We start from the raw sequence: 14,261 nt of genomic DNA on the forward strand, positions 1-14,261 counted from the left end.
AGCGCCATCGGCGACGGAGAGTCTCAGTGAGAGGGGCAGCGTGGCTGACCGCCTGATCATCAAGGGCGCCCGCGAGCACAACCTGCGCGGCGTCGACCTCGACCTGCCCCGCGACTCGCTGATCGTGTTCACCGGGCTGTCCGGTTCGGGCAAGTCGTCGCTGGCCTTCGACACGATTTTCGCCGAGGGCCAGCGCCGCTACGTCGAGTCGCTGTCGGCCTACGCGCGCCAATTCCTCGGCCAGATGGACAAGCCGGACGTCGACTTCATCGAGGGCCTCTCCCCGGCGGTGTCCATCGACCAGAAGTCCACCAACCGCAACCCGCGGTCGACGGTCGGAACCATCACGGAGGTGTACGACTACCTGCGGCTGCTGTACGCACGCGCGGGCACGCCGCACTGCCCGATCTGCGGCCACCGGATCGCCCGGCAGACGCCGCAGCAAATCGTCGACCAGGTGCTGGCGATGCCGGAGGGCACCCGCTTCCTGGTGCTCGCCCCGGTGGTGCGCACCCGCAAGGGCGAGTTCGCCGACCTGTTCGACAAGCTCAACGCCCAGGGCTACAGCCGGGTGCGGGTCGACGGCGTGGTGCACCCGCTGACCGATCCGCCGAAGCTGAAAAAGCAGGAAAAGCACGACATCGAGGTGGTGGTGGACCGCCTCACCGTCAAGCCCACCGCCAAGCAGCGGCTCACCGACTCGGTGGAAACCGCGCTGAACCTGGCCGACGGCATCGTGGTGCTGGAGTTCCCCGACGATCACGACGAGCACGGCCACCCGCGCGAACAACGGTTCTCCGAAAAGCTCGCCTGCCCCAACGGGCACCCCCTGGCGGTCGACGACCTGGAACCCCGGTCGTTCTCGTTCAACTCGCCCTACGGCGCCTGCCCGGAGTGCGTCGGTCTGGGCATCCGCAAGGAGGTCGACCCCGACCTGGTGGTCCCCGATCCGGACCGCACGCTGGCCGAGGGCGCGGTGGCGCCGTGGTCGAACGGCCACACCGCGGAATACTTCACCCGGATGATGGCCGGGCTCGGCGAGGAGCTGGGGTTCGACGTCGACACGCCCTGGCGCAGGCTGCCGGCCAAGGCGCGCAAGGCAATTCTGGAGGGCTCCGACCATCAGGTGCACGTGCGCTACCGCAACCGGTACGGCCGCACCCGCTCCTACTACGCCGACTTCGAGGGCGTGCTGGCCTTCCTGCAGCGCAAGATGGCGCAGACCGAGTCCGAGCAGATGAAGGAGCGCTACGAGGGCTTCATGCGCGACGTGCCGTGCCCGGTCTGCGAGGGCACCCGGCTCAAGCCGGAGATCCTGGCCGTGACGCTCGCGGCGGGGCAGCGCGGCAAGAAGTCCATCGCCGAGGTCTGCGAGCTGTCCATCTCGGACTGCGCGGACTTTTTGAACGCGCTCACCCTCGGACCGCGCGAGCAGGCGATCGCCGGGCAGGTGCTCAAGGAGATCCAGTCGCGGCTGGGCTTTCTGCTCGACGTGGGGCTGGAGTACCTGTCGCTGTCGCGCGCCGCGGCCACGCTGTCCGGCGGGGAGGCCCAGCGCATCCGGCTGGCCACCCAGATCGGGTCCGGTTTGGTGGGCGTGCTCTATGTGCTCGACGAGCCGTCCATCGGGCTGCATCAGCGCGACAACCGCCGGCTCATCGAAACGCTAACGCGGCTAAGGGATTTGGGGAACACGCTGATCGTCGTCGAGCACGACGAGGACACCATCGCGCACGCCGACTGGATCGTCGACATCGGCCCCGGGGCCGGCGAGCACGGCGGGCAGATCGTGCACAGCGGAACCTACGGCGAGCTGCTGGCCAACAAGGAGTCGATCACGGGCGCCTACCTGTCGGGCAAGGAGAGCATCGAGATGCCGGCGATCCGGCGCCCCGTCGACCGGCGGCGCCAGCTCACCGTCGTCGGCGCCCGCGAGCACAACCTGCGCGGCATCGACGTGTCCTTCCCGCTCGGCGTGCTGACCTCGGTGACCGGGGTGTCCGGGTCCGGGAAGTCGACCCTGGTCAACGACATCCTGGCGGCCGTGCTCGCCAACCGGCTCAACGGCGCCCGGCAGGTGCCCGGCAGGCACACCCGGGTCACCGGCCTGGATCGGCTGGACAAGCTGGTGCGGGTGGACCAGTCGCCGATCGGCCGCACGCCCCGGTCCAACCCGGCCACCTACACCGGAGTGTTCGACAAGATCCGCACCCTGTTCGCGGCCACCACCGAGGCGAAGGTCCGCGGCTACCAGCCCGGCCGATTCTCGTTCAACGTCAAGGGCGGTCGCTGCGAGGCGTGCACCGGCGACGGCACCATCAAGATCGAGATGAACTTCCTGCCCGACGTGTACGTGCCCTGCGAGGTCTGCCACGGCGCCCGGTACAACCGGGAAACCCTCGAGGTGCACTACAAGGGCAAGACCATCTCCGAAGTGCTGGACATGTCCATCGAGGAGGCGGCGGAGTTCTTCGAGCCGATCACCGGCATCCACCGCTACCTGCGCACGCTGGTCGACGTCGGCCTGGGCTACGTGCGGCTCGGCCAGCCCGCGCCCACGCTGTCCGGCGGGGAGGCGCAGCGCGTCAAGCTGGCCGCGGAGTTGCAGAAGCGCTCGACCGGCCGCACCATCTACATCCTCGACGAGCCGACCACCGGGTTGCACTTCGACGACATCCGCAAGTTGCTCAACGTGATCAACGGCCTTGTCGACAAGGGCAATACGGTGATCGTCATCGAGCACAACCTGGACGTGATCAAGACGTCGGACTGGATCGTGGACATGGGTCCCGAGGGCGGCGCCGAGGGCGGCACCATCGTCGCCGAGGGCACCCCGGAGGAGGTCGCCGCGGTGCCGGAGAGCTACACCGGGAAGTTCCTCGCCGAGGTCCCGGGTATAGGGGCCCGCGCCGGCGCGCCGGCGGGCGGGCCGCAGCGCACGAAGCGCCGCAAGGTCACCGCCTGAGTTGCGTTGACTCTGCGCTCAGGGCGCGCCCTACTCGCACTTTTGCGCCCTGGACGCAGAGTCAACGCGGTTAGGGCGCGGGCGGCATCGACTCTCGGATCTGCGCCAGCCGCTCGGCGGCGGCGCGCTGACGCTCTTCGTACTGCTCCTCGACCGAACGGCCCTCCGGGGTTTCCGCCGCGAGTTCCTCGGCACCCAGCGAGGTGCCGTACCGGGACTCGATCTTCTCGCGGACATGCTCGAAGGTCGGCACACCCGCGTCGTCGTACCCGGGGTCGGGTTCGGTTGGTTCGTCAGGCATATCGTCACGCTACTGCTGGCGATCGAAATAGCGCGCCATCTGCTCCCAGTACACCAGCGTGAGCGCCATCTGGACCACGGTCGCGACGGCCGCCGGCACCAGTTGGCGCCGGCGGGCCGACACCAGGGCGGTCAGCGCGGCCGCCGACGTCAGCGCGCTGACGAGCATGGCGGCGTCCCGGGGCCGGCGGCTGATCCACAGCTCCTCGCCCAGCATCGCCCGGGTCGACCAGGCGCGCTGGTGCGCGGGCTTGCCGAAGAGAAACGGGTTGACCGCCAGCCACACCGCCAGCACCACCGCGTGGCTCCAGCGCCGCGTCCACACCGGCACCAGCGTCAGCGGCGTGCTGGCCCAGCGGGTCCACGCGCTCCACGGATTGCAGTGCCGCGCGAACAGCGCGCGGCGGGCGCGCGCAACGAATGGCACCGGGGGCTACTTCATCGCGGTGGCGGGCCGCTCGGCGGGCACGGCGGGCACCGCGGGCGCGGCGACGACGGTCGGGGGCGTCGTGCCGGGCAACGGGATCCGCGGAACGCCCTGGGTGCCGAGCTGGCCGGCCAGCCATGGCAGCGCGGCCGCGAAGGCCCGGTCCGCGAACGGCCAGTCGTGCTTGCCCGGCTGCGGGAGCACCGCGCAGTCGATGCCGTTGGCCCGGCCGAGCGCGCACAGCGAATAGGCGGCCGCGGTCTGGTTGCTCGGGTTGGCGGCGGCATCCCGACCGGCCAGGCGTATCGAGCCGGTGTCGGCGATCGCGAAGTTGCGCCGCGGGGTCGGCGCGGCGTCGGAGGAGATCGCGAACCACCCGGCCACGTCGGTGTAGCGACCGTGCCGGGTGATCACGGTGGTCGGGTCGAAGGCCGCCCACGCGTCCGCGTTCCCGCCGAACAGCCGGGCGATGGTCTGCGCCTTGGTCCCGGCGTTGGGGAAGAAGTCGCCGGCGATGTCGACGAAGGCGCTGAACATCTCGGGGTGCATGACGGTCAGGTCCAGGGCGCACGTCCCACCCATGGACCAGCCCGCGACGCCCCAGCCGGACCGCACGGGGCTGACGCCGAAGTTCGAAACCATGTAGGGGACAACGTCTTTGGTGAGGTGATCGGCGGCGTTACCGCGGACCCCGTTGACGCATTCGGTATCGTTGTTGAACGCCCCTCCGGAGTCCACGAACACCAGCACCGGAGCCCGGCCGTGGTGGGCGGCCGCGAAGTCGTCGATCGTCTTGATCGCATTGCCCGCGCGTGTCCAGTCGGCGGGGGTATTGAACTGCCCGCCGATCATCATCACGGTCGGCAGCCGCGGCGGCGGGTTGGTGGCGAACCACTCGGGCGGCAGGTAGACCAGTTCCCCGCGGTGCTTGAAGTGCGAGCCGTCGGCCGGGATCACCACCGGCACCACGCTGCCGTGCGCGGGGCGGGCTCCCTTGGTGGCCATCGCGGTGATGGTGGCCGTGTCGGTCTGATCGGGCAGCGGACCGGAGGTGAGCTGGTTCCAGGCGGACTGCACGGTGGGGAAGTAGCCGACCCACAGGTTGAGCACCAGCGCCGCGCTCAGCAGGCACAGCGGCACCGCCGCGACCGCCGCGCCGCGCCGCCAGCGCTGCGCGCCGCGCCAGCCCATGATCAGCACCGCCGCGGCCATGCCGGTCAGCGCGATCCACAGCCACAGCGCCGTCGGCGCGGGCTCGTCCGACAGGCCGCGGTCGACGATGTACCAGTGCGTCGCGTAGGCCGCGGCGGCGCCGACCGACGCAGCCGCCGGCAGCCACACCGTTCGCCAGCGCCGCGAGCGCCAGCCGATGGCCGACGCCAGCACCAGGCCCGCAAACAGCTGGATCGTGATGGGCACCCAGCCATGCATCAGCGAGGTGTGACTGGTCGCCAGCGACTGCGCCAAGGCAAGCGGGGTCGACGCGATCACGGGTTCCATTGTGATGGATCGTTAACCTTCCCGGAACACATTCACCGAATGTTCGCCGTGTCGCGCCCGCGTCCGCGCGATCCCGTCAGTGCGGCTTGGCCAGCGGAAATGGCAGCGTCTCGCGGATGCTCCGGCCGGTTATGAGCATCACGAGGCGATCGATGCCCATGCCGAGCCCGCCGGTGGGTGGCATCGCGTATTCCATCGCCTGCAGGAAGTCCTCGTCGAGCTCCATCGCCTCGGGGTCCCCGCCGGCGGCCAACAGCGACTGCTCGCGCAGCCGGCGCCGCTGTTCCACCGGGTCGGTGAGTTCGCTGTAGGCGGTGGCCAGCTCGATGCCCCACGCCACCAGGTCCCACCGCTCCGCGACGCCGCGCTTGCTGCGGTGCGGGCGGGTGAGCGGCGACACCGACGTCGGAAAGTCGATGTAGAACGTCGGCCGCTCGGTGCGGTCCTCCACCAGGTGCTCGTAGAGCTCCAGCACCACCGCGCCGGCGTCCCACTGCGCCCGGTAGGCGATGTGCGCGGCGTCGGCGAGCTTGCGCAGCGCGGCCAGCGGCGTGTCGGGGTCGATGTGTTCCCCGAGCGCCTCGGACACCGCGTCGTGCACGGTTTTCACGGTCCACACCCCGGAGATGTCGATCGGCTCCAGGCGGGCCCCGGTGGATCCGGCGTCCGCGCCGGGCCGCAACACGGTCTGCGCGCCGTTGGCCGCCTGGGCCGCGTTCTGGATGAGCTCGCGGCAGCCGTCGATCCACACCGTGTAGTCGGCGTGCGCCTGGTAGGCCTCCAGCAGGGTGAACTCCGGGTTGTGGCTGAAGTCCACGCCCTCGTTGCGGAACGCCCGGCCCAGCTCGAAGACCCGCTCCACGCCGCCGACGCACAACCGCTTCAGGTACAGCTCCGGCGCGATGCGCAGGAACAGGTCCATGTCATAGGTGTTGATGTGGGTGACGAACGGCCGCGCGGCCGCCCCGCCGTGGATCTGCTGCAGGATCGGGGTCTCGACTTCGACGAACCCCTTGGCGAACAACGTCTCCCGGACCGAACGCAACACGGCGCTTCGAGCCGTGATCAGGCCGCGCGACTCGCTGTTCACCGCAAGGTCGACGTAGCGGGTCCGGACCCGCGCCTCGGGGTCGGTCAGCCCCTTCCACTTGTTCGGCAACGGCCGCAGGCACTTTCCGATCATCCGCCAGTCGCGCACGATCAGCGAGCGGGTTCCGTTCTTGGAAAAGCCCATGTGCCCGGTCATCTCGACCAGGTCGCCCAGATCGATGGCCGCAGTGAAGTCGGCGATGCGGCCGCACTCCAGACGCGAATTGTCCAGCAGCACTTGCATTTCGCCCGACCAGTCGCGCAACTGGGCGAACAGCACGCCACCGAAGTCGCGTATCCGCAACATCCGGCCGGACACCGAGACGGTGTCCCGGTCGTCGGCGTCCAGCGCCTGCGCGACGGTGTGGCTGGGTGGGGAGCCCACCGGGTAGGCGTCAATTCCGGTGCGCCGCAGCGTTTTCAGCTTGGTCAGCCGCACCCGCACCTGCTCGGGCAGGCGGGACCGGAACTCGTCCTCGTCGAAGCCCTCGCCGCGCCTCAGCCCGCTGACGTCCGGGGCGGACCCGTCGTGGTGCAGGAGCCCGGATTCCGCCAGCCGGGCCGGCACCGCGGGGTGATGCCCGGTGTGCACCTTGTCGCGCCGCCGGAACGGCAGCACGAGGAAGCCCTCGGCGATCACCGACGCCACGCCCACCCGCGGAATCAACCGGGCGTCCTCGTAGCAGGCGTAGCGGGGAACCCAGTCGGGTTGGTATTTCATGTTCGAGCGGTACAGCGACTCCAGCTGCCACCACCGCGAGAAGAACAACAACAGCCCCCGCCACAACCGGGCGATCGGGCCGGCGCCGAGCTGGGCGCCCTGCTCGAACGCGGACCGGAACATCGCGAAGTTCAGCGAAATACGGTGGATGCCAAGGGCTTCGGCGTTCAACGCCAGATCGCACACCATCAGCTCGATGGTGCCGTTGGGGGACTGCGGGGAACGTCGCATCAGGTCCAGGGACGCGCCGGTGGTGCCCCACGGGACCAGCGACAGCATGGCGACCACCCGGCCGTCGCGGTCGATCGCCTCCACCAGCAGGCAATCCCCGTCGGCCGGGTCGCCCAGCCGGCCCAGCGCCATGGAAAAGCCGCGCTCTGTCTGGGTGTCGCGCCAGGAGTCGGCGCGCGAGATGGTGTCGGCCATCTCCTCGGTGGACAGGTCGCGGTGCCGCCGGATGCGCACCGTCAGCCCGGCCCGGCGGGCCCGCGTCACGGCCTGGCGCACCCCGCGCATCTCCGGGCCGGACAGTTTGAAATCGGCGGTCCGCAGGATCGCCTCGTCGCCCAGCTCGAGGGCGTTGAGGCCGGCCTCCCGAAACACCTGCGCGCCATCCGAACTGGCGCCCATCACGCCGGGCGCCCAGCCGTAGGTCTGGCACAGGCCCAGCCAGGCGTCCACCGCCTGCGGCCACGCCCGCGGGTCGCCCACCGGGTCGCCGCTGGCCAGGCAGACGCCGATTTCGACCCGATAGGTGATGGCGGCGCGGCCGCTGTGCGCGAACACCACCGACTTGTCCCGACGGGTGGCGAAGTACCCCAGGGAGTCGTTCTTGCCCCACAGCTCGAGCAGGCCGCGGATGGCCGACTCGTCCTCACCGGTCAGCGCGTTGTCGGCGCGCTGGGACTGGAACAGCATGATGGTCGCCGCGATCAGCGCGAGCGCCCCGAACAGCCCGAAGATCGCGTTGAGCAACACGTGCGGCTTGCCGGTGAACAGGTCGGGGTCGGCGAGCGCGAATCCGACCACCCGGTTGGCCACGTAGGGCAGGCGGTCTTGGCGCGCAAGCGATCCGGGGAACAGCTCGACCAGCCCCCAGGACAGCAGGATCCCGATGACGTCCCCGACCACCAGCACCGCCGCCGCCTTGAACAGCGCGGCCTTGCGGACCTTGGCCCAGAACTCCCGGTAGGCCAGGACCAGCAGCACGATCACCACCACGTGCACGGCGAACCCGAGGTTCTCGCCGAACGTCTCGGCCGCGGTGTTGTCGCCGGCGGCGATGTCGGCGGCATTCCAGAACGCGGCGAGGATCATCTGGCCGAGCAGCACCAGCCAGGCGATGCGTTTGCGCGCGGTCAGGGCCGCGGCCAGCAATGCCAGCACGAACGACCACGCGATGCTGGTGTCGGGGAAGTTGAACAGATAGTCGTTGATGAATTCCCGCGGGACCTTGATCAGCCAGCGGATCAGCGGCGACACGCTGCCCACCAGTGACACCGTGGCGATGACGCCGACGGTCCAGCCGGCCGCCGCCGGTACCCAGTGATACCGGGAGCGCGGCCGGCTGCCCGACCGGGGCCCCGAGCCAGCAGAAGCGAGTGTCACAGACCGCGAGGATAAGCCCTCAGACCGGGAAATGCCTGGCGATGGGGGATAGTTTGTCGGCCGGGTCTGCGGGGCCGCGAAGCGCCCGCCGTCGCACCGTGCGGTCCCCGCCCGACGGCTGAAGTGCTGGAAGGCGGGCCGCGGCTGCTAGACTTGCCGTCGCGACCATCCCGGCGAAAGCCAGGGACAGTTAAGTGGAGTCCCACTCCCACCGCTAGCCACGAAGGGTTTGTTGCCCCTGTCACGGCGACACGGTCCGGTCGCGGGCATCGCCACGATGCCCGCCCCGCGCGCGGCGCGGGCGGCTTGACGAAGCGTCAAGCCGCGACCGGTCGGCATTGGGCCCTGCTTGCGCAGGGCCTTTTTGCTGGTGGTGTGGCGATTCCACCGCTGACTCCGGACGGGCCCAGGGCACTGGTCGTGATTGGACACCAGAAGCCCAACAAGGGAGGCCCCATCAGCACTGAGACCCGCGTCAACGAGCGCATCCGCGTACCTGAAGTCCGGTTGATTGGCCCAGGGGGGGAGCAGGTAGGCATCGTGCGTATCGAAGACGCACTGCGCGTGGCCGCAGACGCCGATCTCGACCTCGTCGAAGTCGCCCCGAACGCCAGGCCCCCGGTCTGCAAGATCATGGACTACGGCAAGTACAAGTACGAGGCGGCGCAGAAGGCGCGCGAATCCCGTCGCAACCAGCAGCAGACCGTCGTCAAGGAGCAAAAGCTCCGGCCCAAGATCGACGATCACGACTACGAGACCAAGAAGGGCCACGTGGTCCGCTTCCTGGAGGCGGGATCGAAGGTAAAGGTCACCATCATGTTCCGCGGACGTGAGCAGTCCCGGCCCGAGCTGGGCTACCGATTGCTGCAACGGCTGGGCGCCGACGTCGCCGACTACGGCTTCGTCGAGACTTCGGCCAAGCAGGACGGACGCAACATGACGATGGTGCTGGCACCGCACCGCGGCGCGAAGACTCGCGCCAGGGCGCGTCACCCGGAAGGCCCGGGTGCCGGCCCGGCACGCGATTCCGATGCGGCCGGCGACACCAAGCCGTCGGCCAACTAGCAAGCCGTCGGCCAACTAGAGAACAGAGGACATATGCCCAAGGCCAAGACCCACAGCGGGGCTTCGAAGCGGTTCCGGCGCACCGGAACCGGAAAGATCGTCCGGCAGAAGGCCAATCGCCGGCATCTGCTCGAGCACAAACCCACCAAACGGACCCGGCGGCTGGACGGCCGCACCACGGTTTCCGCCCACGACACCAAGCGGATCAACTCGCTGCTGAACGGCTGACAGCGGCCCACCCGACCATTTACGTCTGAACGTACGTCTGAACGAGAGTAGGAACATCCATGGCACGCGTGAAGCGGGCGGTCAACGCCCACAAGAAGAGGCGCAGCGTCTTGAAGGCCTCGAAAGGCTATCGCGGCCAGCGATCCCGGCTCTACCGCAAAGCCAAAGAGCAGCAACTGCATTCGCTGAACTACGCCTACCGCGACCGCCGCGCCCGCAAGGGTGAGTTCCGCAAATTGTGGATCTCGCGGATCAACGCGGCGGCGCGCGCCAACGACATCACCTACAACCGGCTGATCCAGGGTCTCAAGGCCGCCGGCGTCGAGGTGGACCGCAAGAACCTCGCCGACATCGCGATCACCGACCCGGCGGCGTTCACCGCGCTCGTCGACGTCGCCCGGGCGGCGCTGCCCGACGACGTCAACGCCCCCTCGGGAGAGGCTGCCTGAGTTCGCGTTCCCGGCCGGGGGATTCGGTGCTGACCGAACGCTCGGCCAGGGTGTCCGCGGCGGTCAAATTGCATCGCCACGTCGGCCGCGGGCGGGCGGGCCGGTTTCTGGCCGAGGGGCCCAACCTCGTCGAGGCCGCGGCGGCGCGCGGGCTGGTCCGCGAGGTGTTCGTCACCGAGCCCGCCGGGGAAAGGCACGCGTCGCTGCTCGCCTCCCTGACCGGGCCGCCGGTCCACCTGGTGACCGAGCGGGCCGCAAAAGCCTTGTCCGACACCGTCACTCCGGCGGGCCTGGTGGCGGTCTGCGACATCCCGGCCACCGGGCTCGACGACGCGCTCGCCGGCTCGCCCCGGCTGGTCGCGGTCGCCGTCGAGATCGGCGAGCCGGGCAATGCGGGCACCCTGATCCGCATCGCCGACGCCATGGGCGCCGCGGCCGTGATCCTGGCCGGACACAGCGTCGACCCGTACAACGGCAAGTGCCTGCGCGCCTCGGCCGGCAGCATCTTCTCGATCCCGGTCGTCCCCGCGCCCGACGCGCAGGCCGCCGTCGGCGCGTTGCGCGCCGCCGGGCTGCGGGTGCTGGCCGCCACGGTCGACGGCGAGACCCGCCTCGACGAGGCCGGGGAACTCCTCGGCCGGCCGACGGCCTGGCTGTTCGGGCCCGAGTCGCACGGGCTGCCCGCCGACATCGCGGGCGGGGCGGATCACCGCGTGCGCATCCCGATGTCCGGCGGCGCGGAGAGCCTGAACGTGGCCGCCGCCGCGGCGATCTGCCTCTACCAGAGCGCGCGGGCCCTGGACGCGCCTGAGTCCTAGGCGGCCGTTCTGGTCCGGCCCCGGGCCGGGCGCATGCCGGCCAGCGACAGCGTGGTGTGCACCAGCGACCCGGCGCGCTCCATCAACGACTTGCGCGGCGGGAAGTAGTGCATCGGCAGCCCGCGGCGGTCCCGCGGCGGCGCCATGAACTCCGGCGCCTCGACCAACGGCGCGTCGTCGGGAATCCGCCCCTGGGCGCGGCGGTAGGCGGCCAGGGCGCGCGGGTGCAGGCGGATCTCGTCGGGCACGGCCAGGAACGCCAGCTCGACCATCTTGCCGAAGAGGCGCAGCAACACCTCGTCGCCCGGCGTCCAGCGCATGCCCGCCTTCTCGCGAACCGCCGGCTCGAAAAGCCCCGCTGCGATCCAGCGCTGGCCCGCGACCAGCGGCTTGAACAGCTGGTCCCAGATCGGCGTCGGCATCAGGATGAACTTCGGCTTGGGAATGCGGATCTGGAAGATGTCCAGCGTCGCCTGGTTGATCTCGAGCTCCTCGCGGCAGACCCGGTCCCAGTACTCCTGGAATTCCTCCCACGACTTGGGCACCGGCCGCATGCTCATCCCGTACATCCGGTACCACTGCACGTGCTCGTCGAACAGCTGCCGCTTCTCGGCCTCGGTCAGGCCCCCGCAGAAGTACTCGGCCACCTTGATCACGAGCATGAAGAACGTGGCGTGCGCCCAGTAGAAGGTCTCGGGGTTCAGCGCGTGATAACGGCGGCCCTCGGTGTCAATCCCCTTGATGGTGTGGTGGTAGCGCTTGATCTGCTCGCCGGTCTGCGCCGCCCTCTCGCCGTCGTAGACGACGCCCATGATCGGGTAGACCGAGCGGGCTACCCGCTGCAACGGCTCGCGCAGCAGGATCGAATGCTCCTCCACCCCCGCGCCGAGTTCGGGATACATGTTCTGGATCGCCCCGATCCAGATGCCCATCATCCCGGTGCGCAAATCGCCAAAGTACTTCCAGGTGAGCGAATCTGGCCCGAGCGGATCGGCGGGCGGAGTCGCGGACGGAGTCGATGCGGCAGTCATCACGGCCTCCTACTACTACTGCGCTCACGATAACTTTGACAACGCACGTTGTCTACGATTTCGGCCCCCGGCGCGGCCGGGTGTTACCGAGTTTCGACGTGGGCGTGGCTTGCCGGTAATCGCGCCGCAATCAGGGCCTTTGATGCGAGATGTGACACAGCCGGGCCGACTGTCGCTGACTTTCGTTGCCTGCGTCGGCCGGAACTACTTACCCTGGCCGAGTGGAAGGCCCGCCTCGCGAACCGGACCCGGGCGAGGGCCAGGAAACGGAACCGGAATTGGTGACGACGGCGGCGCCCCTCGACTCACGACGGCGCTCCCCGGTGTCCGTGCACACCGCGACGGAGTGGCTGCGCTCGACCAACCACCGTCCCGGAGTGGTGGAGTTCGTCCGGCGGGCGCGACGGCTGCTGCCCGGCGACCACGAGTTCGGCGACCCGCTGTCCACCGCGGGTGAGGGCGCGCCGCGGGCCGCGGCGCGCGCCGCCGACCGGCTGCTGGGGGACCGGGACGCGGCGTCGCGTGAGCTCAGCCTCGGCGTGCTGCAGGTGTGGCAGGCGTTGACCGAGGCGGTTTCCCGGCGGCCCGCCAATCCGGAGGTGACGCTGGTGTTCACCGACCTGGTCGGCTTTTCGACGTGGTCGCTGCGCGCCGGCGACGACGCGGCGCTCGCCCTGTTGCGGCAGGTGGCGCGGGCGGTCGAACCGCCGCTGCTGGACGCCGGGGGTCACATCGTCAAGCGGATGGGCGACGGGCTGATGGCGGTGTTCCGCGATCCGACCGTCGCCCTGCGGGCCGTCCTGGCCGCCAAGGAGGAGCTGCGCTCGGTCGAGGTGGCGGGCTACACGCCGCGAATGCGGGTCGGGATCCACACCGGGCGCCCCCAGCGGATGGCCGCCGACTGGCTCGGCGTCGACGTCAACATCGCCGCCCGCGTGATGGAACGCGCCACCAAGGGCGGCATCATGGTGTCGAGTTCGTCACTCGACCTGATACCGCAAAGCGAACTGGACGCACTGGGCGTCGTCGCCAAACGCGCACGTAAACCCGTGTTCGGGCCCAAAACTACCGGCATCCCCGCCGACCTGGCGATCTATCGCCTCAGGACTCTTAGGGAGTTGACAGCCTCTGATCACGCCCCGGAAACAAATTAGCCTGCATAATAGACACCGATGATCGGGGGCATCTTCACCCGGCTTTCCCGGGTCCGGTTCACCGTTGGGTACGTGGCGATCCTGCTCGCCATCAGCTGCGCCATCCTGGCGCTCGGCCCGCACGCGCATGACGTGCTCGTTCAGCGCGCCAGCACCAACCTGCACAACCTGGCGCGCGGCCACCTGGGCACGCTGGTGGGCAGCGCGCTGGTGGTCGACGCCGGCCCGCTCTACTTCTGGTTGCCCTTCCTGACCTGCCTGCTCGCGCTCGCCGAACTGCACCTGCGCACCATCCGCCTGGTCGTGGCGTTCGTCGTCGGCCACATCGGCGCGACGCTGGTGGTGGCCGCCGCGCTGGCCGCGGCGATCGAGTTCGGCTGGCTGCCGATATCGATCGCCCGCGCCAGCGATGTCGGGATGAGCTACGGCGCCCTGGCGGTGCTCGGCGCGATGACGGCGGCGATTCCGCAACGCTGGCGACCGGCCTGGATCGCCTGGTGGGTGTCGGCGGGCATGGCGTCGGCGATCATCGGCGGTGACTTCACCGATGCGGGTCACACCGTCGCCGTCGTGCTGGGCGTGCTGGTCTCCGCGCGGTTCCAGCAGCCGATCCGGTGGACCCCGGTGCGGTTCTTGATGCTGGCGGCGTCCGCGGGCTTCGGCTTCCTGATGTTGGCCCACCACTGGGGGACGATGGCCGCCGCGTCGTCGTTCGGCATCCTGGGCGCGGTGGTGGCCTACCTTGTCGCGCAGTTCTTCGCGCGACGCGGCGCGCTACCGGTTTTGCCGCCGGTTTTGCCGCTGGCGGACGGCGCGCCGGCCGCGCAGCCGGTCATGGCCGGCTAGCGATTTCGCCGGCGGTCTTCGAAGCGTGCGCCGCGCAGCGCATCCCCTATGATCGGCATT

The 14,261-nt window shown here is 69.8% G+C and carries 12 protein-coding genes; 7 read left to right on the plus strand and 5 right to left on the minus strand.

Going from position 1 to position 14,261, the window contains the following annotated elements; all coding sequences use genetic code 11:
• The first annotated feature begins 40 nt into the window (after window positions 1-40).
• The gene (uvrA, locus tag AC5Y6X_RS10090; protein ID WP_499986263.1) at window positions 41-2,965 is read left to right on the plus strand and encodes an excinuclease ABC subunit UvrA; all 2,925 of its coding nucleotides are present in this window, start codon (window positions 41-43) and stop codon (window positions 2,963-2,965) included.
• Window positions 2,966-3,035: 70 nt separating this feature from the next.
• Here uvrA and AC5Y6X_RS10095 read toward each other — a convergent pair whose 3' ends face one another.
• The 4 genes from AC5Y6X_RS10095 to lysX all read right to left on the minus strand — a co-directional run bounded on the left by AC5Y6X_RS10095 (window position 3,036) and on the right by lysX (window position 8,610).
• Window positions 3,036-3,266 (minus strand): hypothetical protein, encoded by a 231-nt coding sequence (locus tag AC5Y6X_RS10095; RefSeq protein ID WP_499986266.1) that lies wholly within the window; start codon window positions 3,264-3,266, stop codon window positions 3,036-3,038.
• 9 nt (window positions 3,267-3,275) lie between these two features.
• Window positions 3,276-3,692 (minus strand): DUF6653 family protein, encoded by a 417-nt coding sequence (locus tag AC5Y6X_RS10100; protein WP_499986268.1) that lies wholly within the window; start codon window positions 3,690-3,692, stop codon window positions 3,276-3,278.
• 6 nt (window positions 3,693-3,698) lie between these two features.
• Complete coding sequence (locus AC5Y6X_RS10105; RefSeq protein WP_499986271.1) at window positions 3,699-5,192, minus strand: alpha/beta hydrolase; 1,494 nt, start codon at window positions 5,190-5,192, stop codon at window positions 3,699-3,701.
• 76 nt (window positions 5,193-5,268) lie between these two features.
• Entirely contained in the window at window positions 5,269-8,610 is a 3,342-nt protein-coding gene (gene lysX, locus AC5Y6X_RS10110) for a bifunctional lysylphosphatidylglycerol synthetase/lysine--tRNA ligase LysX (protein ID WP_499986273.1), read from the minus strand.
• 456 nt (window positions 8,611-9,066) lie between these two features.
• On the opposite strand from lysX, the gene infC reads away from it, so the two are divergent.
• From infC to AC5Y6X_RS10130, 4 genes are read left to right on the plus strand one after another with little or no spacing between them, the layout of a single operon-like run.
• A complete protein-coding gene (gene infC / locus AC5Y6X_RS10115; protein WP_324678008.1) occupies window positions 9,067-9,675 on the plus strand; it encodes a translation initiation factor IF-3 in 609 nt (202 codons plus the stop codon).
• Between the two features lie 33 nt (window positions 9,676-9,708).
• Window positions 9,709-9,903: a 50S ribosomal protein L35 gene (rpmI, locus tag AC5Y6X_RS10120; protein WP_499986276.1), complete on the plus strand. Its 195-nt coding sequence runs from the start codon at window positions 9,709-9,711 to the stop codon at window positions 9,901-9,903.
• Between the two features lie 59 nt (window positions 9,904-9,962).
• Window positions 9,963-10,352, plus strand: a complete 390-nt coding sequence (gene rplT / locus AC5Y6X_RS10125; protein ID WP_324677751.1) for a 50S ribosomal protein L20 — start codon at window positions 9,963-9,965, stop codon at window positions 10,350-10,352.
• A gap of 26 nt (window positions 10,353-10,378) precedes the next feature.
• Complete coding sequence (locus AC5Y6X_RS10130) at window positions 10,379-11,170, plus strand: TrmH family RNA methyltransferase (RefSeq protein WP_499986277.1); 792 nt, start codon at window positions 10,379-10,381, stop codon at window positions 11,168-11,170.
• Here AC5Y6X_RS10130 and AC5Y6X_RS10135 read toward each other — a convergent pair.
• Window positions 11,167-12,201: an oxygenase MpaB family protein gene (locus tag AC5Y6X_RS10135; RefSeq protein WP_499986279.1), complete on the minus strand. Its 1,035-nt coding sequence runs from the start codon at window positions 12,199-12,201 to the stop codon at window positions 11,167-11,169. The two genes, AC5Y6X_RS10130 and AC5Y6X_RS10135, sit on opposite strands and share 4 nt — an antisense overlap.
• A 278-nt stretch (window positions 12,202-12,479) precedes the next feature.
• Between AC5Y6X_RS10135 and AC5Y6X_RS10140 the strand changes: the two genes are divergently transcribed.
• Window positions 12,480-13,355, plus strand: coding sequence for an adenylate/guanylate cyclase domain-containing protein (locus AC5Y6X_RS10140; protein WP_499986497.1), 876 nt, complete (start codon window positions 12,480-12,482; stop codon window positions 13,353-13,355).
• Window positions 13,356-13,373: 18 nt separating this feature from the next.
• A complete protein-coding gene (locus AC5Y6X_RS10145; protein ID WP_499986281.1) occupies window positions 13,374-14,201 on the plus strand; it encodes a rhomboid-like protein in 828 nt (275 codons plus the stop codon).
• Window positions 14,202-14,261: the final 60 nt, after the last annotated feature.

Source organism: Mycobacterium sp. NGS26, from assembly GCF_059813025.1.

What these genes read in the sequence shown, in the direction of transcription:
- AC5Y6X_RS10135 (WP_499986279.1), bottom strand. Translation starts at nt 12,201, where the DNA reads ATGACTGCCGCATCGACTCCGTCCGCGACTCCGCCCGCCGATCCGCTC.
- rplT (WP_324677751.1), top strand. Translation starts at nt 9,963, where the DNA reads ATGGCACGCGTGAAGCGGGCGGTCAACGCCCACAAGAAGAGGCGCAGC.
- rpmI (WP_499986276.1), top strand. Translation starts at nt 9,709, where the DNA reads ATGCCCAAGGCCAAGACCCACAGCGGGGCTTCGAAGCGGTTCCGGCGC.
- AC5Y6X_RS10105 (WP_499986271.1), bottom strand. Translation starts at nt 5,192, where the DNA reads ATGGAACCCGTGATCGCGTCGACCCCGCTTGCCTTGGCGCAGTCGCTG.
- AC5Y6X_RS10095 (WP_499986266.1), bottom strand. Translation starts at nt 3,266, where the DNA reads ATGCCTGACGAACCAACCGAACCCGACCCCGGGTACGACGACGCGGGT.
- AC5Y6X_RS10145 (WP_499986281.1), top strand. Translation starts at nt 13,374, where the DNA reads ATGATCGGGGGCATCTTCACCCGGCTTTCCCGGGTCCGGTTCACCGTT.